We start from the raw sequence: 23667 nt of genomic DNA on the forward strand, positions 1-23667 counted from the left end.
GAACCATTTCGTTCAAGGTGAACGTCGAGATGCCGACCCGGTGCGCACCGGGTCGGCGTTTTCTGTGGAAGACCCAGTCGTTTTGAGTGCGGAACATCTGCACAAAAATTTCGGCGAAGGGGATGTCCTGTGTGGTGTATCCATGCAGGTGCGAAAGGGTGAGCTGGTTTCTATTATTGGCCCATCCGGTTGCGGAAAATCCACTTTTCTACGGTGTTTGAATTTTCTGGAAATTCCCGATAGCGGTAAGATAACCGCCATGGGGGTGACCATAGAGCGCAAAGATGCCGTCTGGCGTCGCGCAGATGAGCATATGGCACACCGCTTGCGCACTCACGTGGGCATGGTGTTCCAGAGCTTTAACCTGTTTCCCCATCTTACAGTTCTGGACAATGTTCTGCTGGCCCCCCGCGTGGTTAAGGGGGAGGGCGGAGAAGTTGAACGTGCCGAGGCTATGGCTCTGCTGGAAAAAGTAGGGTTGGCGCGCGTGGCGCAACGCTACCCAGTTTCGCTTTCTGGTGGGCAGCAGCAACGCGCCGCCATTGCACGCGCTTTGGCCATGCGGCCAGAAATTATGCTGTATGATGAACCCACATCAGCGCTGGACCCGATTGTTGCGGAAGAAGTGCTGGGGGTAATGCGCACCCTTGATGATGAAGGGATGACGCAGATTATCGTCACCCACGATATGCGTTTTGCCCAAGTGGCATCGGATACCATTGTCTATATGGATGGTGGCCATATTGTTGAATCCGGCCCGCCGGAGGTTCTGTGTGTGAACCCGGCCCATGAACAGACACGCCGCTTTTTGAGGACACTTCTGTGAAACAGAACGCACAGCATTGCCCGCCACGCCTTTGGGGTTTGTTTTTGCGCTGTGTTTGTCTGCTGCTGGCCGCAAGTTGGCTGGGTGCTGGCGCGCATGTGGCATACGCACAGGAAGAAAAGCCGATCCGCTGGGCTGCGGATGCTTCATCAGACGTACCCTATACCTTCCATGATCTGAAAGATCAGGACAAGCTGACCGGGTTTGAATACGACCTGATGCAGGAGCTGGGCAAGCACATGGGTGCGCCGCTTCAGTTCGTGCAGAATGATTGGGATGGTCTTATTCCCGGCTTGCAGCGTGGCCTGTATGAAATGGTCATCTGTGGCATTGAAATGACAGATGAGCATGCCGAAGGTATTGATTTTTCAAATCCATATTACATCACATCCGAACGGATTGTGGTGCGGCGTAATGGCCCGCAACTTAAAAATCTCGCGGATCTGAATGGTCATGCCATTGGCACAATCAAGGATACGCAAGCTGAGCGTATCCTGACGGAGAACGCCAAGGTTCAGCTTCGGACGTATGATGAAGAAACCGATGCATTCATGGATCTGGCGAATGGTCGCACGGATGCCATTCTGATTGATGGCCCCATTGCCAAATATTACGGTGATACCAACCCAGCCTTGCAGGTGGTGGGTGAACCCATTGGCCGTGTAGAATATGGCATAGCTTTTGCCAAAGGGCAGAATGTAGCCCTGCGTACAAAGGTGAATGCCGCCCTGGCAACCATGCAGCATGATGGTACGCTCCATCGCGTATTGCTGCGGTGGGATTTGTGGACGCCAGAAATGGCGCAGTTCACCAATGATCACACCACGCTTAACGTTACGCCTGCGGCGTGGAACGCATATGTGGCGGAGCTGGAAGGTAAAGGCGGCTGGCGCATTAAGCTGGATCGCTATGTTGGGTTTCTGCCGCAGTTGGCAAAAGCCGCATGGCTGACTCTGCTGGTTTCTTTGTGTGCGATGGTGCTGGCGGTTGGAGCGGGCTTGGCGTTGGCGCTTTTGCGCCTGTACGGCCCTACACCGCTCCGCTGGTTGGCGACCACATACGTGGAAGTGGTGCGCGGCACCCCATTGCTGATTCAGGTTCTGTTCATTTTCTACGGCTTGCCTGAATTTGGCATCAGCCTTACCCCCTTTCTGGCTGGCGTTGTCAGCTTGGGTATGAATTATGCGGCGTATGAGGCCGAAAACTATCGCGCAGGCCTGCAATCTGTGGCGCATGGGCAGATGGAAGCTGCTTTGGCTCTGAATATGACGCACGCTCAGGCATTGCGTTACGTGGTTGTGCCGCAGGCTTTCCGTCTGGTTATGCCTGTTATGACCAACGACTTTATTTCGTTATTGAAAGATTCATCACTGGTCAGCGTGATCACGCTGACAGAATTGACCCAGACTTACATCCGTCTGTCTTCTTCCTATTTCGACTATTTCGGAACAGGGCTGATGGTAGGCGCAGCCTATCTGTTGCTGGGGCTGCCTTTTGTGCGTCTGGCACGTATGGCAGAAAAAAAGCTGGCACAACCGCATATGCGCCGCCGGTAAAACTTGTTTGGGATATCTGTTCCGTCATGCAAGACAAATGCAAGTGCATCTGTCACATGGCGGAATAGAGCCTGACGGATGTTGTGCGACCTGCCAGCTTGTTCCAAAATTGCCGATAAATCAGGAATACGCGCAACATTAGATACACTTCTTGCTGGTAAGAAGTTGTAATGTAATATCCGCGTGTTCACAGGAACAGTGCTGGACTTCAATGGATCTTCTTTCCGCGCTTCACAGCTTTGTTCGCGTTGCGGCTACAGGCTCGTTTTCTGCCGTCTCGCGTGAGACAGGTGTTAGTCAGCCCACAATTTCCCGCCATATTGCGTTGTTAGAGGCGCATTATGGTACAACTTTGTTTGCGCGCACCACGCGCAGCCTTACCATGACGGAAGATGGCAGAAGCCTTCTTCCGCATGCTTATGAAGTGCTGGAAATTCTGGAAACGGCAGAAACAGTGCTGGGGCGCCGTCGTGCTTCTGTATCTGGTTTGGTGCGCCTGGGGGTAACCACAGCTTTTGGATTGTGTCTGACACGCCGGATAGGAGAGTTGCTAGAAAGGCACCCTGATCTGGCTATTGAAGTTGTTATGCGTGATGCATTTGGTGATCTGGTAGAAGAAGGGCTGGATCTGGCTGTGCGGGTAGGGGACATAGCCGAGGGTTCTCTTATTGCCCGTAAACTGGGCGTTGTGCGCAAATGGTTGGTGGCCGCACCATCTTGTCTGGCCCGCTGTGTGGCAAGCCAATGCACCCGCGTGATCTGCCTGAATATCCGGGAGTCGTATATAATTACGGCTCTAGTCGGTTGGATTGGAATTTTGAGCGGGATGGTGAAGAAAGCGTAATTGCACCATCAGCTGTTTTCCGTGCCAATAGCAGTGAAGCTGTGTTGTATGCAGTGGAATCTGGATTGGGCATTGGCCTGTTGCCAGAGTTTCAGGTGCGTGAGGCTGTTGCCGATGGTCGGCTTACTCGCCTGTTTGCAGATTGGAATATTCCTTCCCTGCCATTCTATGCTGTGCATACTGGCCCACGTACACTCCCCCTGCGCACCCGGACAGTTCTGGATTTTCTGATAGAAGTTTCCGCAGATCTCTTGCGGGAAGGTAAGATGCATCAGGCCGTTTAACGGTTTTTAACCGTGGAACGCCGGGTCTGCTGATACAGTTGTGGGTAGAGCAGTATCCGGTAGCTTGCTGTCAAACCCTTGGCGCAGATAAGGGCTCCATCCGCGTAGCCATGCGTTAGTGCGGCGGACAAAGTCTGACACAGCAGACGAATCGGACATACCTGCGCGAGACCAGTTTTCTGGCGCACCTGGTACGATTTTACTGCCAGCTTCCGCCGGGCTTGTCAGCATGTGAACACTCATGAAATCCACACCGGGGCCGGATTTGCTTTTTTCAATCCGATTCCAGCCGGCATCCACCAGAACGGGGGGCAGATCAAAGCCCATACCTGTCAGGCGCTGCACAGCAGGGGGAATAAACATGGGGCTTCCCAGTAAAGCCTGTAATGCGGGGTTGGATGTCAGAAAAACGTTATTCACTACTCGAATAGGGGATGTCATCCAGCATTCTGTGTGTGTGCCATCTTGCGGGAGGGCTTCTGACATAAAGTTAAAGTTGCTGTGGCATTCATCCTGCACAAGCTGCGTATCTGTAATGGGCAAAGATTGCGTGGTGGCCTGAGCAACCAGTAAGCCTGTTACAATGCCTTGTTCAGAACGCACATAAAGCGATGTCAGAATTTCCCCGTGCGCAACATCATCCTGATAATTCAGGAGAGGGTGCCATTTGCCCGCAGGTAAGGGAAGCTGGCGGCCCGCAAAAGAAAGCGTACCTTCAAATTGTGCATCCATAGGGGGCGCGGAAACGGTGCGCCGATCTTCATCCGGACGAAGTGCATCTTCCGACGAATCGGCAGAAGGTGCACCAGCAGGCAGCATATGGCTGATTTGGGATGTAAGTTTTGCATAAGCTGGCAAGCGTGAAGTTAGCCAAGGGGCAGGAAATATCACGGAAAATACACTGCATGCGCCAGCGGTAAACAGCGCTACACGCCAAACAGGAGCGCGTTGCCACAATCGGGTAAAAGCAGACATGCAGAACAGCCTTGTGCCGGAATAATAAACAGTAAAGGGCCGCTTATGGGATCAGGCGCGCATGAATGCCATCGCCTTCATCCGTGCGGTTGTCCGCCACTTTTGCAACAACTGCACCATCATCTTCCTTTACCAGCCGCACCATATTGGCGCCTTGCTGGCGGGCTACAATCAGGGATTCGCTGATCATATCTTCAATCGAACGCACCAGATCTCGGGCAGAGGCAGCATCTCCCATGCGGCTCTGGCGGCGCATAACGTCCATTAGCAGAGTGGCATCAATACCGCCGGTTTCCACTTTCAGGCCGTAGCTTTCAATCATGGTTTCAATTTCCAGCGCGGCCACGCGGGCGATATCCAGCCCCTGTAGCGGACGGAAGATAAATATACGATCCAACCGGTTTAGAACTTCCGGCGCAAACCCAGCCTGACGCAAGGCTTCTACCGATTCGGCGCGCATACGGTCTGGGTCATCATGTAGGCGGTCTGCAATTTCTGTTAGTGCATCTGTTGCAATGTTGGATGTCAGCACAAAAATTGCGCGCACGGTAGAAATCTGTTGCCCGGTAGAGGCCTCGGTAATGTGCCCATCGTTCCATGCTGTCAGGAACTTTTTGAACACATCCGGATGTGCTTTTTCAATTTCGTCCAGAAGCACAACAGCATCCGGCTTTTCCTTCAGGCCGCCAGTCAGCTTTCCGTAAGTGTCTGAACCCACATAACCTTTGGGGGAGCCAAATAGCTGGGTTGCTGCGTGGGGGCTGCTCATCTGTGTCATGTCAAAATGCAGCAGGGGGCGTTCAAGTTGGCGGGCAAGTTGTTTGGCCAGATAGGTTTTGCCTGTGCCCGGAGGCCCGGCCAGCAGAAAAATACCTACTGGTTTCCCGCGTACCTGCAAGGCAAGGCGGCGGCGCAACTGCGCAGCCACATCCTCGCATACCTGGTCCTGCCCAATAACGCGGGCGCGTAGGTTGGCTGCCAGTTCTTCCGCATCAATGGTGGTTTCACGCTGCTCGCGCGCCATCATTTCTTCCAGTGCGGCGCGGTTGGTCAGTCTGGCATGAACGTCCATGATGAATCCCCGTCGGCGTAAAAGCCCTTTGCGCGCCAGCTTCTCGGCGCGTGTTTCAAACAGCAGCCCTGCTACTGTAAGTATAATGCCACTTACGGCCAAAATCGGCCATGCTGGTGCGCACCACTGCAAAACATGCGTAATGGAATGCAGGGAAAGATGCAGGCTGAGGGCAATCTGTATGCTGGCAAGCACCAGAAAGATCACCATCATCAACGGCATCAGCCGGTTTAGGGCGGGTAAAAGTCCCTTCATTGCGCAATCACCGTTAGTGGCAGAGTATCCCCTTTATACATAATCGGCAGTGTTTGTGGGCCGAATACCGTAATGGCACCGCTTCCAATACCAGTAGGCCCGGGGTCTGATGCCGGTATGATATCAACATTGCCACTGATCGTAATGGGCAGAATGACGGTTTGCGGGGTGGGGGACAAATGCACTGTATGGTGCCACGGCCCACAAATAAGCGTAATTGTGCCTCCTGCGCCTGTGGCATCGTAAACAGGCATGGCCACTAAGCGAATGTCTCGCCGTTTGATACCTGCCAGAATATCTGCCTGTTCCTGTTCTGTATAATCGGATTTGGCAAGCGCTTGAGCAGCTTTTTGCGAGGCAATTAGCGTAAGGGGGATTCCCATACGGTTGGCGCTGTTATCATGATCTTGGGTGTTGTTTTCTGCTGCAGGGGGGGCGGTATTTCCGTGCCCACCGCCCATAAAATGCACGCCAGCTCCCGCCATGATAACGCATGTTGCCAGCCCAATCAGAGCCATACGCACGCCAGAAGGTTTATCTGCTGCCTGTGGCTGCGGTTGTGGCTTCCATGCGGGTTCTGGCTCTTTGTGCATATTGAAAGGTCAGCCCTTGCAGTGTGGAGGATGGCAAATATGTCGCAATAGGGTTAATAAAAGCATGTCCGGCGTGCCCTGCAATGTGCAATTTGCATCCAGCCCGTAAAATTGTTTTTTATAAAGGGTAAAGATTTGCATGGCGGGCAGTAGCTTTATTCTACCCTTGCGGTTTCACTCCACATCCCTTACATAAAGAGCCATCCTTCTCAATTTGTTTTACGTTTCGGGGGGTGGCCTTGACGGCCGCCTTTTTTGCATTGGATACAGACCTTTCTACTCACTCTGGCCTAGAAGCCCGCGTTGCTGCGCTGATAGCCCCTGCCGTTGAGGATATGGGTTATGAGATTGTGCGTGTTGCTGTGCTGGGGCGTGAGCGTCCGACCGTGCAGATCATGGCGGATCGCAAAGATGGTTCCCTGATTAATGTGGAAGATTGTGAGCGGATCAGCCACGCGGTAGGTGCCGTGCTGGATGTTGAAGACCCCATTCCTGGGGCGTGGACGCTGGAAGTTTCCTCTGCCGGAATAGATCGGCCCCTTACCCGTGCGAAGGACTGGAACCGCTTTGCCGGGCACCAGGCCAAGGCAGAAGTTCTGCTGCCGGTAAATGGGCGCCGCCGCTTTTCTGGTGTGGTTCTGGGGTCTGATGGAACTGTTGCGCGGATGCGTCTGGATGATGGCACGGAAGTTGCCTTGCCGCTGGAAGAACTCCGGCGTGCACGGCTGGTGCTGACAGATGCTCTGATTGAAGCTAGTGCCCGTATGGTGCAACCTGCGCCCGGCACTGATCCCGCCCAGAAGAATGATAACGATTCTTCCGGGCCCAAGGTGCATTGATAAAGCTGCCTGTTTTGGAGAGCTGAGAGTATGGATACCTCTGTTTCCCGTCCTGAACTTTTGCTGGTTGCAGACGCTGTCTCGCGCGAGAAAGGTATTGAGCGTGAAGAAGTGCTGGAAGCCATGGAACAGGCGATCCAGAAAGCCGGACGCGCCAAATATGGGCACGAAAAGGACATTCGTGCCACCATCGACCGCAAGACAGGTGATGTGCGCTTGTCCCGTTGGACGGAAGTGGTGGATGAAGTGGAAAATGAAGATACGCAGATTGCGCTCTCCATTGCCCGTAAGTTTCGCCCAGAAATTCAGGCAGGCGAATACTTGATCGATCCACTGCCCCCGATTGATTTTGGGCGCATTGCTGCGCAAACTGCCAAGCAGGTGATTGTGCAGCGCGTGCGTGAATATGAACGCAAGCGCCAGTATAACGAATTCAAGGATCGCGTAGGTGAAATTGTAAACGGCACCGTTAAGCGGACCGAATACGGCAATCTGCTGGTTGAAATTGGTTCGGCAGAAGCGCTGCTGCGACGTGATGAGTTGATCCCGCGTGAAACGTTCCGTAACTCGGATCGCGTGCGCGCCTATATCTATGATGTGCGTGATGAGCCGCGTGGACCGCAGATTTTCCTTTCCCGCACGCATCCGGCCTTTTTGGCCAAGCTGTTTGCGCAGGAAGTGCCAGAAATTTATGATGGCATTATTGAAATTAAAGCCGTTGCGCGTGATCCTGGTTCTCGCGCCAAAATGGCCGTGATTTCTCGTGATGCGTCTATCGATCCCGTTGGGGCTTGCGTTGGTATGCGTGGTTCCCGTGTGCAGGCTGTTGTGGCCGAATTGCAGGGCGAAAAGATTGATATCATCCCGTGGAGCCCGCAGGCCGCTACTTTTGTAGTGAATGCGCTGGCGCCTGCTGAAGTCAGCAAGGTGGTGATGGATGAAGAAGCCGGTCGCGTAGAAGTAGTTGTGCCGGATGAGCAGCTTTCTTTGGCTATTGGCCGTCGTGGGCAGAATGTCCGTCTGGCCAGCCAGTTGACGCGTTGGGATATTGATATTCTGACAGAAGCGGAAGAATCCGAACGCCGTCAGGAAGAGTTCCGCCGTCGGACAGCGCTGTTTGTTGAAGCGCTGGATGTGGATGACGTAATTGCAGGTCTGCTGGTCACGGAAGGCTTCCATTCCATCGAAGAACTGGCTTTTGCAGATCCAGATGAGCTGATTGGCATTGAAGGGTTTGACGAGTCGGTCGTTCAGGAGCTGGTTCAGCGTGCTGAATCTTACCTCGTTCAGCAGGAACAAAAGCTGGATGATCGGCGGAAAGAGCTAGGTGTTGTGGACGATATTGCCGATATGGGCGTGTTTACAAACCAGATGCTTGTGACATTGGGTGAAAAGGGTGTAAAAACCTTAGACGACCTTGCAGATCTGGCCGGTGATGAACTGGTTGAGATCTTGGGCACCGATGCCATTGAGGAAGATGCCGCCAATGAAATCATCATGGCAGCACGAGCTCATTGGTTTGAGGATGAAAATCAGCAGCCTTCCGATACCAAGGAAGGTGAGGCCAACGCCTGAGGCCTGATATAAAGTGGGTGGTGATTTCTTGCCAGAAACAGAAGAGAAAGGCAGCCTTCGGAGGTGCGCGGTAACGCGTGAAGAAGGCGAACCTTCTTTAATGATCCGGTTTGTGATTTCACCATCTGGTGAAGTGGTGCCTGATCTAGATGCACGTCTGCCGGGGCGGGGAATATGGTTGAGCCCCCGCCGGGATGTGATAGAACAGGCGCGTGTTCGGGGCGTTTTTTCACGCGCCGCACGCCAACAGGTTAAGGTGCCGGAAGATATAGTAGCCCGTGTAGAAACAGGACTGCTCCGGCGGATGAGTGAACTTGTAGGGCTGGCTCGCAGAGCTGGTCAGGCTACAAGTGGATTTATGAAGGTGCGGGAATGGCTGGTGCAGCGTAAAGCTGCCATTGTTGTTCATGCACTGGATGGAAGCAGGGAAGAGCGGGAGAGGCTGGTTTCCGGCCAACGCGATATTCCTGTCGTTGAGGCGTTGTCATCTGAAGATCTGGCAAAGATTTTTGGGCGGGAACGAGTGGTGAACGTGGCGCTTTCAGCCGGAGGGCTGGCACAGCGCTTACGTTGTGAGAATAAGCGTTTTACGGGGGTTGCTGAAGGCGGCCCTCGCATGCCCCGGACCTTTCCGGCGCATGGGTGTGAACAGGCGGGTCAATGAGCGAAGGCAAGGATCAGGATCAGGATCAGGGTAAGGGGCGTTTGTCCCTTCGGCCGGCAGGGCGTTCGGAGGTCGGACGGACGGTTGATGCCGGGTCCGTGCGGCAGAGTTTCAGTCATGGCCGTTCCAAGGTTGTGCAGGTTGAAGTGCGCAAAAAACGTGGTGCCGGCCCGGGTGGTTCTGGCGGACGTGCCGGTGGAGCGCGCGGTGGCGGTCGTACGCTAACAGCCGCTGAACTGGCCATGCGTCAGCGTGTGCTGGCGGAACAGAAAAAAGCAGCGGAAGAAGCCGCCCGGCGTGAAGCCGAGCAGCGCGAAGCTGAAAAAATCCGTATTCTTTCGGCTGCTGAAGAAGCGCGCCGTAAGGAAGAGGAAGATAAGCGCGCGGCTGAAGAAGCCGAAGCAGCAAAGGCTGCTGCTGAAGAGGAAGAGCGTAAATCACGCATTGATTCCATTCAGCCTATCGCCGTGAAAGAGCCAGTTGTTTCGGCTGTGCCCATTCCGGGTGAAGTCACACTGGCTCCGCCGGTTGGGCGCCTGCGTCCGTTGGCTGAACGTGCAATTATGCCAGCCAAGCCGCTGAAGCCTGTTCCCTCACGCTCTCAGCCTGCTGAAGCTAAGGAAAAAGAACCAGCGGCTGCGCAAACACTGCGTCTGCGTAGCGGCCGTGACATGGAAAGTGACGATGCGCCGCGCCGTGGTGCATCTCGCAAGGCGCCCCCTGGTAACCATCGTAAAAGTGGTGGTGGGCGTAAGTCCGATGTCGGTGGTGGCCGTCGTGCAGGCCGTATTGACGTGCAGGCCGCGATTGAAGGTGATGATGATAAGACGCGGTCACTCGCATCTGTTCGTCGTCAGCGCGAGCGTGAACGCCGTCAGGCTGAACTGGAACGTTTGCGTTCCGATCAGGTGAAGGTTGTGCGTGATGTGGTTCTGCCGGAAAACATTACCGTGCAGGAACTGGCAAACCGTATGGCTGCCCGTCAGGGTGAAGTTATCAAAGCGCTGATGAAAATGGGCGTGATGGCAACAGTTACCCAGACGATTGATGCAGATACAGCTGAACTGATTGTTGAAGAATTCGGGCATCGCGTGCGCCGTGTTTCTGAGGCAGACGTTGAACTGGGGATTGAAGGTGTGGAAGACGCACCAGAAGCTCTGCGTCCGCGTCCGCCAGTTGTTACAATCATGGGTCACGTTGACCACGGTAAGACATCCCTGCTGGATGCTCTGCGCACAACAGACGTTGCGGGTGGAGAAGCAGGCGGTATTACCCAGCATATTGGGGCTTATCAGGTTACTCTGCCTTCCGGCTCCAAGATCACATTCTTGGATACCCCGGGCCATGAAGCCTTTACGGCTATGCGTGCTCGTGGTGCATCCATTACGGACGTGGTGGTGCTGGTTGTGGCGGCTGATGATGGTGTTATGCCTCAGACGGTTGAAGCCATTAAGCACGCTAAGGCTGCAAACGTGCCGATGATTGTTGCTATCAACAAGATCGACAAGCCGGGCGCTAAACCTGACCGGGTGCGTCAGGAACTTCTGAGCCACGAAATTGTGGTGGAATCCATGGGCGGTGACGTTCAGGATATCGAAGTTTCCGCTCTTAAACGCACTGGTTTGGACAAGCTGGAAGAAGCCATTCTTCTGCAGGCAGAAATTCTGGAACTGAAGGCCAACCCAGATCGGGCTGCTGAAGGTGCCGTTATTGAAAGCCGTCTGGATCGTGGCCGCGGCTCTGTTGCTTCTGTGCTGGTGCAAAAAGGTACGCTGCATAAAGGCGATATCGTGGTTGCGGGCACCGAATGGGGCCGGGTGCGTGCTCTGCTGGATGATCGTGGCCGCCAGGTTACGGATGCAGGGCCTTCCATGCCGGTTGAAGTGCTGGGTCTTTCTGGTGTGCCATCTGCTGGTGCTCCGTTCGTGGTGGTTGAAAACGAAAACCGCGCACGTGAGATTTCCGAGTTCCGTCAGCGTAAGCTGAAAGAACATCAAGTGGCTGGTCAGGTTGCTGCACGTGGCACGTTGGATCAGATGCTAGCCCGTATTCAGGCAGGTGATCAGAAAGAAGTTTCTGTTCTGATCAAGGCAGACGTTCAAGGTTCTGCGGAAGCTATTCAGACAACAGTGCTCAAGCTGGCAAATGAAGAAGTGGGCGTTCGCGTTCTTAATGCTTCTGTTGGTCAGATCACGGAAAGCGATGTGCAGCTTGGCAAGGCATCGGATGCGGTGATTATTGCATTCAATGTGCGTGCCACAGCACAGGCGCGCCAACTGGCGCAGCGCGAAGGTGTGGATATCCGCTACTATTCCATCATCTATCAGGTTGCTGATGATGTGGAACAGCTTGTGCGCGGTAAGCAGGCACCTAAGCATCGCGAAAAGTTCCTTGGCTATGCCGAAATCCGCCGTGTGTTCGAAATCAGCAAGGTGGGCAAGGTGGCTGGTTGTTACGTTACAGAAGGCGTTGTCAAACGTGGCTGTGGCGTGCGTCTGCTGCGTGACGGCGTAGTGGTTCATGAAGGCGATTTGAGCCAGCTCAAGCGCTTCAAGGACGATGTGAAGGAAGTTAGCAAAGGTTACGAATGTGGCCTTTCCTTTGCAGGCTACAATGATCTGCGCGAAGGCGACGTGGTGGAATGCTTTGAAAGTGAGCTGGTTCCAGCATGAGCCGTAAGAACGGATCAGGCAGTAAAGTAGCAGGGCCGGCGGGGTATCTCGCCGGTCTTGCTCCATCTGGCCCATCGCAGCGTCAGTTGCGGGTAGGGGAAGAAGTGCGGCGTGTGCTGGCTGAAGTTTTTGCACGCACCACGTTTCGTGATCCGGATCTGGTAGATGTTGCCCTTACGGTAACAGAGGTGCGGCTTTCTCCAGATTTTCGTCACGCAACGGTCTTTATTACTCGTTTGGGACGTAGTGATGTTGCTGAGCTTCTACCTGCGTTAAAGCGGGTGGCTCCGTGGTTAAGAACACAGCTTGCGCATAAAATACGTGCGCGTACTGTGCCGGAGCTTCATTTCCAGCCAGATACAGCGCTGGATACGGCCATGCATATGGATACACTGCTGCGCTCACCCGAAGTGCAGCGTGATTTGGGCGCTTCCTCGGAAGATGAAGAACCGGAAGACTAATCGTTCAGTTACATTTGCCCTGCTGCACAACGGGGCGAATGGCAAAATTGCTTTGAATACGCACAACACCCGGCATGCGGGATAATTCCTCTTTGTGAATACGTTCGTAATCCTGCATGTCTCGGGCTTCTACGCGCAGTAGATAGTCGGCATCACCTGTCATCAGGTAACACTCCTTAACATCGGCACATTCCTTGATGCGGCTTTCAAAACGCCGAAGGCATTCTTCTGTCTGCTTCTCCAGCGTGATCTGCACAATAATCGTGGCAACTGCCGGGCTTTTTTGCCGGGTAATAAGGGCGCGGTAGCCTTGTATGGTGCCCTGTTGTTCAAGCATGCGCACGCGGCGCAGGCAAGCAGAAGGCGAAAGGCCCACTTTTTCAGCCAGTTCAGCATTGCTTAGGCGGCCGTTATGTTCAAGGTGCCGTAAAATAGCTTCTGTTACACGGTCTGGCATAATCTGCCTTTTGTGGGCTGATATTGAAATTTTATTCTAAAATATAGGAAAAATAATATATTCTGCAACACACAGACAGGATATCTTATAAAATACCTGTTAAAATTCTGAAATCGAAACAAATAAGGGTGGCGGTTGTGAATACTGTTTCGTCCTCAGCTAGAACACTGTGGCCAGCATCTCGCGCAGGGGCAGTTCTTACGGTTAATCTATCCGCCATTGCTGAAAATTACCGTTACCTTAAAGGCCGATTGGGCAAAACAGTTTGCGCCGCAGTGGTTAAAGCAGATGCCTATGGGCTGGGTGTTGCGCAGGTGGCTCCCGTTTTGGAAAAAGCGGGTGCAGAACATTTTTTTGTTGCACACATAGATGAAGGGCTTGCTCTTAGGCCCTATCTATCTTCCACAACGTCGGTAACGGTGTTGCACGGCCCTCGGCCAGATGCAGCTGAAGTTTGTGTGCGCAATAATTTGCGGCCTGTTCTGAATAGTTTAGAACAGGTTGCTGTTTTGCGAGAGCTGGCAGCCAAAATAGATAAGCCGCTGGATGTGGCCATTCAGCTTGATACGGGCATGTCTCGTTTTGGCCTTTCAGAAGCTGATATCCATAAACTGGCAGTATCTCCAGAACTGCTGGAAGGCTTATCCGTCAGCTTGGTGATGAGCCATCTTGCTTGCGCAGATACTCCAAAAAACCCAGCAAATACCATGCAGCGTGAACGGTTTGAGGCATATGCACGTATGCTGCCCAAAGCAGCTTTAAGCCTTTCTGCCTCATCTGGCATTTTTCTGGGGCCGCAGTTTCAGTTTGATCTCGTGCGCCCTGGTGCGGCTTTATATGGCGTGGCACCACAAAATGAGGGTGAGAACCCACTTAAGCCAGTGGTTGGCCTGCAAGCCCATATTCTGCAAATTCGTCATTTATCCAAAGGGGATCGGGTAGGTTACGGGCTGACATGGCAAGCGCATGGTCCGTGCCGTGTTGCCACCATTGCAACTGGTTACGCAGATGGCTTTGCCCGTGCAGGGGCTGCGGCTGGCTGTGCTTGGTATAAAGGGTATCGGCTGCCAATTCTGGGCCGCATTTCTATGGATTCCATGACTGTTGATCTTTCTGAAGTGCCCGAAGGGTTGCTGGAGGAAGATAGCATGGTGGAACTTTTAAACGCGTCTTACGGCGTGGATGCTGTAGCCAAAGCAGAAGGCACAATTGGTTACGAAGTACTGACATCTCTGGGGCGGCGTTATCACCGTGTTTACACAACGGCTGCCTGAACAGTTTACCCAACAGAAAGATAAGCAGAAATGAAAATTCTGGTTCTGGGAAGTGGTGTTGTAGGGGTTACATCTGCCTGGTATTTGGCCAAGGCAGGGCATGAGGTTACAGTGGTGGACCGCCAGCCGGAAGCTGGTATGGAAACCAGTTTTGCTAATGCGGGGCAGGTTTCCCCCGGTTATTCTGCCCCATGGGCGGGACCGGGTGTGCCGCTAAAATCCATTAGCTGGTTGATGATGAAGTATCGGCCATTTGTGTTTTGGCCAATGCCAGACCCGCATTTGTGGAAATGGCTTTTGCAGATGTTGGAAAACTGTACGGCTGCTGCGTATGATCGCAATAAGGGCCGTATGGTTCGGTTGGCAGAATATAGCCGTGATGTGATGCAGGATTTACGATCCAGCACAGGCATTACGTATGATGACCGCCAGCAGGGCACGCTACAGGTTTTTAGAACCCAGAAACAGCTTGATGCAACAGCCAAGGATATTGCTGTTCTTAAACAATACAATGTGCCCTACGAACTTTTGGATGTAGAAGGCTGCGTGGCTGCCGAACCAGGTTTAGCCGCATCTCGCCAGAAGATTGTAGGTGGTTTGCGTTTGCCGGGTGATGAAACCGGAGATGCCTTTAAGTTCACACAGCGTTTGGCCAGTATGGCGCAGGAAGCAGGCGTGAAGTTTCTGTACGATACGGTTGTGCGCCGCATTCGTTCAGAAAGTGGGCGTGTTACGGGTGTAGAAACGTCTCGCGGCGTATTAACCGCAGATTCCTATGTACTGTCATTAGGCAGTTTTTCTCCCGCCCTTCTACGGCCTTTGGGGATTGATCTTCCAGTATATCCTGTAAAAGGTTATTCTTTAACAGCATCTATTCAAAATGCAGATGCTGCGCCGGTTTCTACTATTATGGATGAAACATTCAAAATTGGTATTACTCGGCTGGGAGACAGAGTGCGTATTGGGGGCACTGCGGAATTGGCTGGTTTTAGCCGCCGTTTACGTAAGCCACGGCGTGAAACGCTGGAACATTCCGTAACAGATTTGTTTCCTGGATGTTGCGATGTAGAGCAGGCGCTTTTCTGGACAGGGCTGCGCCCAATGACTCCAGATGGCACACCAGTTATCGGGCGCACAGGCTTGGATAATCTGTTCCTGAACACTGGGCACGGTACGTTAGGGTGGACTATGGCATGTGGATCTGGCAAAGTTTTGGCGGATCTTATGTCCAACAAAAAGCCAGATATTGATACGGCTGATTTGAATATCTTCCGTTATCGTCAGTCATAATTTCATTATCAGAACTTGTTTTCAGGTGCGGGCGGAAAGTGCTTTATGCGTTTTCCGCTTGTGCGCACCGCAAAAAATCTATCCTGAAAAGCATTGTTTTTGCATGCTCTGTGTTTCATGCTCACGTTTGTGGGAACTTTGCACAGTTGCTGGAATGTTTTCATGCGTCTTGCATACAAGCCGTGGCAGTGCGGTTTTGTAACGTAATGGTCGGGGCGGTTTGGGGTAACAATCGGATTTTTGGCGGTTATGAAAACAAAGTGCGTGCCTGATGTATGGAAAAGTAAAAAGCCGGATCTTTCTGAAAAAAGAAAATCTTTTCTAAAAACAGGGGCTTTGCTCCTTGCCGGAAGCCTCTTTCTTGGTGTTGCCAGTATTAGTGGGCAGGCCTATGCGCTTGCACCTTCTGGGCAGGCACCACAGGCTTATGTTCCCACACCGGCTGATGTGGCTATGGTATCGGATCTGGAACACCGTACATTCCAGTGGTTTTGGGATTCAGCAGATCCGGCTACGGGGCTTATTCCAGATCGCTATCCATCAGATCAAAAGCAGGATAGTGTTGCTTCCGTAGGCTTTGGCCTGACTGCTTATGGTATTGGTGTTAAGCGCCATTATATTTCGCGGCAGCAGGCTGTAGAACGTACGCTTACAACGCTGCGCTATATGTGGAAACTACCGCAAAATGAGAGTGCGGACAAAGCTTCTGGTTATCACGGGTTTTTCTATCATTTTCTGGATAACCGCACAGGCTTGCGTCTGAATCCGGATATTGAACTTTCCAGTATTGATACCGCATTATTAATGCAGGGTGTTCTGTTCTGTCGTAATTTTTATACGCAGGATACAACGCAGGAAAAAGAAATTCGCCAGCTTTCAGACCAACTTTTTAATCGGGTGGACTGGCAGTGGATGGAACGTCCGGACCATCGGTTGAGCATGGGGTGGTCACCCGAGCATGGTTTCCTCCCCAATTACTGGGAAGGGTACAGCGAAGGGATGATGCTGTATATTCTTGCTTTAGGTGCCCCAGAACATGGCTTACAGCCTGTTTCTTGGCAGGCGTGGTTGGCAACAAATGATAAGCGATGGGGCGAGGAGTACGGGCAGACATTCCTGAATTTTGCGCCGTTGTTTGGGCATCAGTATTCCCACGCGTGGATAGATTTCCGTGGCATTCAGGATAATTGGATTAGCAGCAAGGGCATTGATTATTTTGAAAACAGCCGGCGCGCTGTGTATGCACAACGTAATTATGCTGTGTCTAACCCCGGTAAATGGCAGGGATACGATGCCAATACATGGGGCCTGACAGCCAGTGATGGTCCCGGCGATGTGACCAAAACAGAAAACGGGCAGACACGCCATTTTCTGTCTTACAGTGCACGCGGTGTTGGGCGTGATTATACGCAGGATGATGGCACCATTGCCCCAACGGCAGCCGGTGGTTCTGTTGCCTTTGCGCCAGAAATTGCTATTCCAGCGCTACGCACTATGAAAAGCAAATACGGAAATCATATTTATGGCAAATATGGTTTTGCAGATTCGTTCAATCCCAGTTTTCATGATGCAAAGCAGGATTACTGGGCGGATAATACTTACCTGGGTATCGACCAAGGGCCTATTTTGCTGATGGTGGAAAACTGGCGGAGTGGCTTTGTGTGGGAGACAATGCGGCAAAGCACCGTTATTCGCCGCGGCCTGCTTCAAGCTGGTTTTCATGGTGGGTGGCTGCAACAGGTTGCGCAACAACCTTCATCAATCGTGCGCCGTAAAGGCTGAAAATGACAGGCTTCCCTCTTTTATAAAACTTAAGAGGGAAGCCATTTTTTAACCTTGATAAGATGCAATTTCGATAAGATTTTCATCCGGATCATGGCAGTAAACGGATGTAATAGGGCCTAATGCACCCAGACGTGCCACGGGGCCTTCTACAATGGTCACACCGCAGGTTTTTAGGTGTTCGCAAACATCTTCACTGGTAATGGCAGTTACAAAACATAAATCGTTTCCACCGGGTAGGGCGTGAGTGGCAGTTTCCCACCCTTCGGCGTTGTAAGGGCGCAGATTAAGTTTTTGTCCCCCAAAACGTAACGCCGTGCGATTGTTACGGCCATATTCTTCCCGATCCATCCCCAGCACACGCTGGAACCATGAGGCGGAAATTTCTACATCCCTTACGGTCAGCACCACATGGTCTAACCGATCTACTGTAAAACGCATGAAACCGCATCGCTCCCTTGCTGTTGGCCCCTTTGCAGCAAAGGGGCCAAGGCTGCTGTCTTACAACTCAGCGTAGAAGTCGTTGCCCTTATCATCAATAACAATAAACGCAGGAAAATCTTCTACTTCAATTTTCCAGACAGCTTCCATGCCCAGTTCGGGGTATTCCAGCACTTCTACTTTGCGGATGCAGTCTTTAGCCAAGCGTGCGGCAGGGCCGCCGACAGACCCCAGATAGAAGCCACCATATTTCTGGCAGGCATCCTTTACGGCCTTGGAGCGGTTGCCTTTAGCCAGCATGACGTAGGAACCGCCATTGGCCTGAAGTTCTGCTACGTAAGAATCCATACGGCCAGCAGTTGTGGGGCCAAAGGAGCCTGTAGGCATGCCAGCTGGCGTTTTGGCCGGACCTGCGTAATAAACGGGATGATCTTTTAGATACTGCGGCAGGCCTTCGCCTTTTTGCAGGCGTTCGCGGAATTTGGCATGGGCAATGTCACGCGCAACCACCACGGTACCTGTAAGAGCCAAACGGGTTTTGACGGGATATTTGGAAAGCTCCTTACGGATTTCATCCATCGGCCGGTTCAGGTCGATTTTGATGGCTTCGCCTTCCAGATGTTCATCTGTGGTTTCAGGCAGGAAGCGGGCAGGGTCATGCTCCAACTGTTCCAGAAAGAAACCTTCGGCTGTAACGCGTGCCTTGATTTGCCGATCTGCCGAACAGGAAACGCCAATGCCAACAGGCAAAGATGCACCGTGCCGGGGCAGGCGGATAACGCGCACATCGTGGCAGAAATATTTGCCACCAAACTGTGCGCCAATGCCCAACTTGCGGGTAAGTTCCAGCACCTTCTGTTCCATCTCAACATCACGGAAGGCGTGGCCGGTCATATCCCCTTTGGTTGGAAGGGAATCGTACCAGTGGGTGGAAGCCAGCTTAACTGTTTTGAGTGTCTGTTCGGCAGACATACCGCCAATAACAATGGCCAGATGGTACGGCGGGCAAGCAGATGTGCCAAGCGTCTTGATTTTGGTGTCCAGCCAATCCAGCAACTGCTGTTCAGACCCCAGCAGGGCGCGTGTTTCTTGGAACAAGAAGGTTTTGTTAGCAGAGCCTCCCCCCTTGGCCACGAACATCAGATCCATCTGTTCATCGTGCTCACCAGCGGGGCTGGCAAAAAGATCGCACTGAACGGGCAGGTTGGTGCCGGTGTTTTTTTCATCAAACATAGTTAGCGGCGCCATCTGGGAATAGCGCAGATTGGTGCGTGTATAGGTTTCGTACACCCCCTTGGAGAAGGCAACTTCCTCGTTCCCTTCCACCCAGACGCGCTGGCCCTTTTTGCCGAACACAATAGCGGTGCCAGTGTCCTGACACATGGGCAGCACGCCACCTGCTGCAATGCAGGCATTTTTTAGCAGATCAAGCGCTACAAAGCGGTCATTATCCGAAGCTTCGGGGTCTTTCAGAATGGAAGCAAGCTGCGCCAGATGTGCTGGCCGCAGAAAATGCGCCACTTCATGAAAAGCCTGCGCTGTCAGTTCTGTAAGGGATTCGGGGGTAACATGCAGCACGGTTTTGCCACCGCACTGTGATGTGCTCACACCCGCAAGATCCAGCTTGCGATAGGTGGTTTTATCCTCTCCCAGCGGGAATAGGGGAGAATAGGCAAATTCCGGCACCGGGGGGCGAGGGGGCTGGCTGGTCATTTCTTCGTGTCTTCTCCGTCAACCTGGCCCCGTTTGCGCCGGGGCTTCAGGCGGGTGATGGTCCTTTCTTGCGGAAAGCGTCAAGACTCACGACCTGTGAGGACGAGTCGCTTTCCTCCGGCCTGTCCTGTTCGGGCTGGCCAGTGGTAGGTTCTTCCGGTGTGGGTTCCTCCGTTGGCTCCATGGCAGCAAAATGCAGGCTGAACCTTACGGCAGGATCAGCAAACCCAGTAATGGCCTGCACGGGAATAACCAGTATGGAGCCAACACCCCCAAAGGAAAGGCCGACAGAAACAGTTTTGGCTGCTCGGTCCACCTTCAGATCCCAGAACTGGTGCTGGAGCACGATGGTCATTTCATGCGGATACTGGGCGCGAAGTCGGGCAGGAATATCCACGCCGGGAAAATCCGTAAGGAAAGTCAGATAGAAATGGTGCTCTCCTGCAAGCCCTTCACGGCTCACATGTTCGAGCGCATTCAGCATCACGCTGCGTGAGGCATCGTTCAACCAGCGTTCATAAGGCAGCAGGCTGGTGGCCGGAAAAAGGGATTCGTCCTGTGTGGGGTCGTGGTCATCAGCCATATCATTTTCTCCTTGCCGCCACCGGGGAGACCCCGGCTTTTTGATCGATATCTATATAACGCAGGGATGCGCGAAAGATCACGCAAGCGCAAGCACGCCGGGCATGTTTGTTGCAACACCAGCCATGCAAGCTGTGGTGTTTGAAGCAGAACTGAACGGGGAAATGAGGTGGGAGGGCTTCTGTTGCCCGGTGCCCTCCCGAACCGCGCTTATCGCTTATGCAGCGACAGCGAGCACCTCAGTGTTATCATTGGCACTTGTAAAAATAGCCCGATAACGGTGGTACAATACCGGGCAAAAAGAATATCTTTACTGCGCGTGTCGAGCCTATTTCGTCCCCATCTGTCCAAACCTTTACAGGCTGAATGATTGGTGGAGACGCCGGGTACCGCCCCCGGGTCCACTACGCCTATTCCATACCCCGTTTATTGCCATAGTCAGAAGCGAACTTCTCACACCCCAAACATAGGAAGTCCGGTAATGGATTGCAAGCGGAATTAACCCTTTCTCCCTCTTTCCTATAGTGCGTTGTGTACGTAAAATACCCGCGTTTCGCGGGGTGGTCGCTATTGGCTCAGTTCCGTGTTTTGCAAAGATTTTAGTAAGGGCCAGACCATGTCACTGACCGACGAACAGCGGGCGGAAATAGCAGCTCACGGGCAGGAAACCTTTGCCACGCGCAGGCCTACCGTGCCGGCGCTGGAAGCTATGCTGTATGAACCGCAGGAAGTGCTGGATCATGGGTTCTTGCGTGTTATTGACTATATGGGGGACGATGCTGCCATTGTGCAGGCTGCACGCGTTTCATACGGTCGGGGCACCCGCAAGGTTTCAGAAGATGCGGGGCTGATCCGGTATCTGATGCGCCATCGCCATTCCTCACCGTTTGAAATGTGTGAGATGAAATTTCACGTCAAACTGCCGATTTTTGTGGCGCGGCAGTGGATTCGCCATCGCATGGCCAGCGTGAATGAATATTCGGCACGCTATTCCATTCTGGACAGTGAATTTTACCTGCCTGAGCCAGAGCATATGGCCGCCCAGAGCGAAGTAAACCGGCAGGGCCGAGGGCAGATTCTGGCTCCAGAGCAGGCAGCCGAGGTTTTGGATATCCTGCGTGATGATGCCATGCGCACGTATCGTGATTACGAAAAAATGCTGGATGCAGAAAATGGATACGGTCTGGCGCGTGAACTGGGGCGTATCAATCTGACCCTGAACACCTATACCCAGTGGTACTGGAAAATAGACCTCCATAACCTCATGCACTTTCTGGCCCTGCGGATAGACCCGCATGCGCAGTATGAAATCCGGGTTTATGCAGAAATCATGCTGAAAATTCTGCATGCATGGGTGCCGGTAACAGCCAGCGCCTTTGAAGAATATCGCCGTGGTGCTGTCACGTTCTCGGCAACAATGATGCAGGTTTTGCGCCGTATGCTGGCTGGAGAAACAGTAGAGCAGAAAGGTTCTGGCCTTAGCCGCCGTGAATGGGATGAAATGCTGGCCAGTTTGAAAGGCTGATTGCTAGAGTGTTATCCTGATCATGATAAACAAGCCGGATGATACAGATGCATCAAAGGGGGGAACACCGTTCTTTGAGCAGATTGTGCAGGAAGGCCAGCAAAGCACAACGCTACGGAAACCTTTGAAGGCAGGGCATTTGCCGCCACTATGGCCTTTTGTGGTTATTGCCGTAGCGCTTGTAGTTGTGTGGGGTGTTCTGTTTTTGAATGCTCCACCCACCAAAGATAATTGGCATTTCCAATTCTGTGATCATGCACAAGGTGGAATAAAAAATATCTGCCCTCAGCTTGGCCGGTAAGGATGTCATGCAGAAGGGCAGGTGAGGATATGTCTTTCAACCTGCTTGGGTTTGTGAGTATTTTTAAATGTACAAATCCTTAATCTTGGCATGTTACAAGTGCTTGGAAAATTCTGAAATTTAATGGAGTATAGAATGACACATTTTATGCGGCGTATCTCTATGGTATTTTCTGGTGTGGCCATGATCGGGCTGGCATATCCTGTTCATGCAGACACATTGCGGGATAAGCAGACAGAAGCCTGTAAAGGGGATGCTGTGCGCCTTTGTGCTCTGGCTATTCCCAATGAAAAGAAAATTACAGCATGTATGGAACGTAAGCAGGATAAGCTCAGCCCCAAGTGCCGGGCTTTTTTCAAAAAAGGTTCAAAAACATCTCCGGCACATAAGCCGAAATCCAAATAAACTGTTTGTTAGGTTTATAGAAAAAACAGGCCTTTCCCTTACTACTTAATGGAAAGGCCTGTTTCTGCTTTTAAAATTGTTTACTTTTGTATCTGTGGTCGCAGCATCTCTGCAACTGTATGTGCAATGTGGCGCCACGCTTTGGCGCCTTCACCATCCGGGTTTTCAATAATGCCAGGCACGCCTTTGTCTCCGCTGGCGCGAATGTCTGCCAGCAGAGGGACTTCCCCAAGGAAAGGTACGCCCATGGCTCCGGCTTCTTTTTTGGCGCCGCCGTGGCCGAATAGTTCTGTGTTGTGTCCACAGTTCGGGCAGCAGAAATAGGACATATTTTCAATTAGCCCCAATACGGGCACATTTACTTTTTCAAACATTGTCACCCCACGGCGCGCATCAATTAGCGCGATATCCTGCGGAGTGGACACAATAACAGCCCCAGTTAGAGGCACTTTTTGCGTAAGAGAGAGCTGCGCATCCCCAGTGCCGGGTGGAAGATCCACCACCATCACGTCCAGATTTCCCCATGTCACATCTGTCAGCAGTTGGTTGATGGCGCCCATCACCATGGGGCCTCGCCAGATCATGGCGGCCTTTTCATCTACCAGCATGCCAAGGGAAACAGCCTTGATGCCCCATGCTTCAACGGGTTGCAGCTTGCCATCTACAACTTCAGGCTTGCCTCTTGCGCCCAACATGCGGTGCAGGGAAGGGCCGTGAATATCGGCATCCAGCAGACCAACTTTCAGGCCCTCCAAACCAAGCCCAACAGCCAGATTGGTTGCGGTGGTGGATTTGCCCACGCCGCCTTTGCCCGAAGCTACGGCAATAATGGTTTTTACACCGGGAAGAATAGGGGCATTGCCATTAGCGGGTGTCGTGCCCCCTAAAGGGCGATGTCCGCCAGATGTTGATTTGGGTTTAGCTGCTGCCCCGGCGGGACGATGTGCGGTGAGAATGATGCTTGCACTTTGCACACCCGGGAGTGTTTCTAGTTGGCGGGCTGCACCATCACATAAAGCAGAAATTGTTTGGGCGTGTTCGCGCGCGACAGCAAAGGCCACAGAAAGCTTGCCTTCTGTGAGTGAACAGCCTTCCAGATGCCCATAAGCCAGCAGGTTTTTGCCCGTTTGTGGGTCTTTTACATTTTCCAGAACGCGCGCGATGTCCTGAGAGGAAATGGAGGGAGGCTGGGCCACAATTTTGCTCCTGTTGAAGGTAATGAGGTTTGATGTGTTGGCAACAGCAAGCATGGCTTGCCGTCAAGAGGCAGCGCTGCGCGGG

Annotated in this window: 21 protein-coding genes, 1 other RNA gene and 1 pseudogene; 14 read left to right on the forward strand and 9 right to left on the reverse strand. The window is 52.7% G+C overall.

The genetic code is table 11. From position 1 onward, the window contains the following. Window positions 1–64: 64 nt before the first annotated feature. The 3 genes and pseudogenes from FKW31_RS09545 to FKW31_RS09555 all read left to right on the forward strand — a co-directional run bounded on the left by FKW31_RS09545 (window position 65) and on the right by FKW31_RS09555 (window position 3510). Window positions 65–826 carry an amino acid ABC transporter ATP-binding protein gene (locus tag FKW31_RS09545; protein ID WP_003624594.1) on the forward strand — a complete coding sequence of 254 codons (762 nt, stop codon included), beginning with the start codon at window positions 65–67 and terminating at the stop codon, window positions 824–826. Beyond that, on the forward strand, window positions 823–2382 hold the full coding sequence (locus FKW31_RS09550; RefSeq protein WP_082823214.1) for an ABC transporter substrate-binding protein/permease: 1560 nt from the start codon (window positions 823–825) through the stop codon (window positions 2380–2382). The genes FKW31_RS09545 and FKW31_RS09550 overlap by 4 nt, the downstream gene beginning before the upstream one ends. Window positions 2383–2593: 211 nt before the next feature. After that, window positions 2594–3510 (forward strand): annotated as a pseudogene (locus FKW31_RS09555) (LysR family transcriptional regulator). Window positions 3511–3516: 6 nt separating this feature from the next. On the opposite strand, the gene FKW31_RS09560 reads toward FKW31_RS09555, so the two are convergent. The 3 genes from FKW31_RS09560 to FKW31_RS09570 are packed head-to-tail and all read right to left on the reverse strand — an operon-like array spanning window position 3517 to window position 6405. After that, the gene (locus FKW31_RS09560) at window positions 3517–4485 is read right to left on the reverse strand and encodes a hypothetical protein (RefSeq protein ID WP_150178409.1); all 969 of its coding nucleotides are present in this window, start codon (window positions 4483–4485) and stop codon (window positions 3517–3519) included. A gap of 43 nt (window positions 4486–4528) precedes the next feature. Then, a complete protein-coding gene (locus FKW31_RS09565; RefSeq protein ID WP_150178410.1) occupies window positions 4529–5812 on the reverse strand; it encodes an AAA family ATPase in 1284 nt (427 codons plus the stop codon). Continuing rightward, a complete protein-coding gene (locus FKW31_RS09570; protein ID WP_150178411.1) occupies window positions 5809–6405 on the reverse strand; it encodes a hypothetical protein in 597 nt (198 codons plus the stop codon). Before FKW31_RS09570 ends, FKW31_RS09565 begins: the two co-directional genes overlap by 4 nt. A gap of 233 nt (window positions 6406–6638) precedes the next feature. Here FKW31_RS09570 and rimP point away from each other — a divergent pair, with 233 nt between their 5' ends. Genes rimP through rbfA form a run of 5 tightly spaced genes read left to right on the forward strand, consistent with a single transcriptional unit; the run spans window position 6639 to window position 12616 of the window. After that, window positions 6639–7244: a ribosome maturation factor RimP gene (gene rimP / locus FKW31_RS09575; RefSeq protein ID WP_006115085.1), complete on the forward strand. Its 606-nt coding sequence runs from the start codon at window positions 6639–6641 to the stop codon at window positions 7242–7244. Window positions 7245–7274: 30 nt separating this feature from the next. Continuing rightward, entirely contained in the window at window positions 7275–8819 is a 1545-nt protein-coding gene (gene nusA, locus FKW31_RS09580; RefSeq protein ID WP_003624601.1) for a transcription termination factor NusA, read from the forward strand. A 13-nt stretch (window positions 8820–8832) separates the two neighbouring features. Continuing rightward, window positions 8833–9483, forward strand: a complete 651-nt coding sequence (locus tag FKW31_RS09585; RefSeq protein ID WP_035352270.1) for an RNA-binding protein — start codon at window positions 8833–8835, stop codon at window positions 9481–9483. Further along, window positions 9480–12155 carry a translation initiation factor IF-2 gene (infB, locus tag FKW31_RS09590; protein ID WP_150178412.1) on the forward strand — a complete coding sequence of 892 codons (2676 nt, stop codon included), beginning with the start codon at window positions 9480–9482 and terminating at the stop codon, window positions 12153–12155. The genes FKW31_RS09585 and infB overlap by 4 nt, the downstream gene beginning before the upstream one ends. Next, on the forward strand, window positions 12152–12616 hold the full coding sequence (gene rbfA / locus FKW31_RS09595) for a 30S ribosome-binding factor RbfA (RefSeq protein ID WP_006115082.1): 465 nt from the start codon (window positions 12152–12154) through the stop codon (window positions 12614–12616). Before infB ends, rbfA begins: the two co-directional genes overlap by 4 nt. Window positions 12617–12620: 4 nt before the next feature. On the opposite strand, the gene FKW31_RS09600 is transcribed toward rbfA, so the two are convergent. Further along, the gene (locus tag FKW31_RS09600; RefSeq protein WP_006115081.1) at window positions 12621–13073 is read right to left on the reverse strand and encodes an Lrp/AsnC family transcriptional regulator; all 453 of its coding nucleotides are present in this window, start codon (window positions 13071–13073) and stop codon (window positions 12621–12623) included. Window positions 13074–13201: 128 nt separating this feature from the next. Between FKW31_RS09600 and alr the strand changes: the two genes are divergently transcribed. The 3 genes from alr to FKW31_RS09615 all read left to right on the forward strand — a co-directional run bounded on the left by alr (window position 13202) and on the right by FKW31_RS09615 (window position 17419). Then, window positions 13202–14347: an alanine racemase gene (alr, locus tag FKW31_RS09605; RefSeq protein WP_150178413.1), complete on the forward strand. Its 1146-nt coding sequence runs from the start codon at window positions 13202–13204 to the stop codon at window positions 14345–14347. Between the two features lie 30 nt (window positions 14348–14377). After that, the gene (locus FKW31_RS09610; protein ID WP_089179747.1) at window positions 14378–15637 is read left to right on the forward strand and encodes a D-amino acid dehydrogenase; all 1260 of its coding nucleotides are present in this window, start codon (window positions 14378–14380) and stop codon (window positions 15635–15637) included. 249 nt (window positions 15638–15886) lie between these two features. Then, window positions 15887–17419 carry a glucoamylase family protein gene (locus FKW31_RS09615; RefSeq protein WP_150178414.1) on the forward strand — a complete coding sequence of 511 codons (1533 nt, stop codon included), beginning with the start codon at window positions 15887–15889 and terminating at the stop codon, window positions 17417–17419. Window positions 17420–17467: 48 nt separating this feature from the next. Here FKW31_RS09615 and FKW31_RS09620 read toward each other — a convergent pair whose 3' ends face one another. The 4 genes from FKW31_RS09620 to ssrA form a co-directional block, all read right to left on the reverse strand. Beyond that, window positions 17468–17860 (reverse strand): VOC family protein, encoded by a 393-nt coding sequence (locus FKW31_RS09620; protein ID WP_006115077.1) that lies wholly within the window; start codon window positions 17858–17860, stop codon window positions 17468–17470. 60 nt (window positions 17861–17920) lie between these two features. Next, window positions 17921–19573 carry a fumarate hydratase gene (locus tag FKW31_RS09625; protein WP_006115076.1) on the reverse strand — a complete coding sequence of 551 codons (1653 nt, stop codon included), beginning with the start codon at window positions 19571–19573 and terminating at the stop codon, window positions 17921–17923. A 46-nt stretch (window positions 19574–19619) separates the two neighbouring features. Beyond that, window positions 19620–20156, reverse strand: coding sequence for an SspB family protein (locus FKW31_RS09630; protein ID WP_089179745.1), 537 nt, complete (start codon window positions 20154–20156; stop codon window positions 19620–19622). A 167-nt stretch (window positions 20157–20323) separates the two neighbouring features. Next, window positions 20324–20651, reverse strand: a transfer-messenger RNA (tmRNA) gene (gene ssrA / locus FKW31_RS09635). A 120-nt stretch (window positions 20652–20771) separates the two neighbouring features. On the opposite strand from ssrA, the gene thyX reads away from it, so the two are divergent. The 3 genes from thyX (at window position 20772) to FKW31_RS09650 (ending at window position 22386) form a co-directional block, all read left to right on the forward strand. Beyond that, a complete protein-coding gene (gene thyX / locus FKW31_RS09640) occupies window positions 20772–21680 on the forward strand; it encodes an FAD-dependent thymidylate synthase (protein WP_150178415.1) in 909 nt (302 codons plus the stop codon). A gap of 22 nt (window positions 21681–21702) precedes the next feature. Continuing rightward, the gene (locus FKW31_RS09645) at window positions 21703–21981 is read left to right on the forward strand and encodes a hypothetical protein (protein ID WP_150178416.1); all 279 of its coding nucleotides are present in this window, start codon (window positions 21703–21705) and stop codon (window positions 21979–21981) included. A gap of 123 nt (window positions 21982–22104) precedes the next feature. After that, complete coding sequence (locus tag FKW31_RS09650; RefSeq protein ID WP_089179743.1) at window positions 22105–22386, forward strand: hypothetical protein; 282 nt, start codon at window positions 22105–22107, stop codon at window positions 22384–22386. Between the two features lie 80 nt (window positions 22387–22466). Here FKW31_RS09650 and FKW31_RS09655 read toward each other — a convergent pair whose 3' ends face one another. Beyond that, a complete protein-coding gene (locus FKW31_RS09655) occupies window positions 22467–23582 on the reverse strand; it encodes an Mrp/NBP35 family ATP-binding protein (protein WP_150178417.1) in 1116 nt (371 codons plus the stop codon). Between the last annotated feature and the right edge of the window lie 85 nt (window positions 23583–23667).

The organism is Acetobacter sp. DmW_136 (genome assembly GCF_008690365.1).
GTDB lineage: Bacteria > Pseudomonadota > Alphaproteobacteria > Acetobacterales > Acetobacteraceae > Acetobacter > Acetobacter oryzifermentans.

Excerpts from the sequence above, each read along its gene's own strand:
- FKW31_RS09600 (WP_006115081.1), bottom strand. The coding sequence starts at position 13,073 with ATGCCAGACCGTGTAACAGAAGCTATTTTACGGCACCTTGAACATAAC.
- FKW31_RS09630 (WP_089179745.1), bottom strand. The coding sequence starts at position 20,156 with ATGGCTGATGACCACGACCCCACACAGGACGAATCCCTTTTTCCGGCC.
- FKW31_RS09570 (WP_150178411.1), bottom strand. The coding sequence starts at position 6,405 with ATGCACAAAGAGCCAGAACCCGCATGGAAGCCACAACCGCAGCCACAG.
- FKW31_RS09645 (WP_150178416.1), top strand. The coding sequence starts at position 21,703 with ATGATAAACAAGCCGGATGATACAGATGCATCAAAGGGGGGAACACCG.
- FKW31_RS09565 (WP_150178410.1), bottom strand. The coding sequence starts at position 5,812 with ATGAAGGGACTTTTACCCGCCCTAAACCGGCTGATGCCGTTGATGATG.
- FKW31_RS09625 (WP_006115076.1), bottom strand. The coding sequence starts at position 19,573 with ATGACCAGCCAGCCCCCTCGCCCCCCGGTGCCGGAATTTGCCTATTCT.
- thyX (WP_150178415.1), top strand. The coding sequence starts at position 20,772 with ATGTCACTGACCGACGAACAGCGGGCGGAAATAGCAGCTCACGGGCAG.
- nusA (WP_003624601.1), top strand. The coding sequence starts at position 7,275 with ATGGATACCTCTGTTTCCCGTCCTGAACTTTTGCTGGTTGCAGACGCT.
- FKW31_RS09560 (WP_150178409.1), bottom strand. The coding sequence starts at position 4,485 with ATGTCTGCTTTTACCCGATTGTGGCAACGCGCTCCTGTTTGGCGTGTA.
- FKW31_RS09620 (WP_006115077.1), bottom strand. The coding sequence starts at position 17,860 with ATGCGTTTTACAGTAGATCGGTTAGACCATGTGGTGCTGACCGTAAGG.
- FKW31_RS09610 (WP_089179747.1), top strand. The coding sequence starts at position 14,378 with ATGAAAATTCTGGTTCTGGGAAGTGGTGTTGTAGGGGTTACATCTGCC.
- FKW31_RS09615 (WP_150178414.1), top strand. The coding sequence starts at position 15,887 with ATGAAAACAAAGTGCGTGCCTGATGTATGGAAAAGTAAAAAGCCGGAT.
- FKW31_RS09650 (WP_089179743.1), top strand. The coding sequence starts at position 22,105 with ATGGAGTATAGAATGACACATTTTATGCGGCGTATCTCTATGGTATTT.
- rbfA (WP_006115082.1), top strand. The coding sequence starts at position 12,152 with ATGAGCCGTAAGAACGGATCAGGCAGTAAAGTAGCAGGGCCGGCGGGG.
- infB (WP_150178412.1), top strand. The coding sequence starts at position 9,480 with ATGAGCGAAGGCAAGGATCAGGATCAGGATCAGGGTAAGGGGCGTTTG.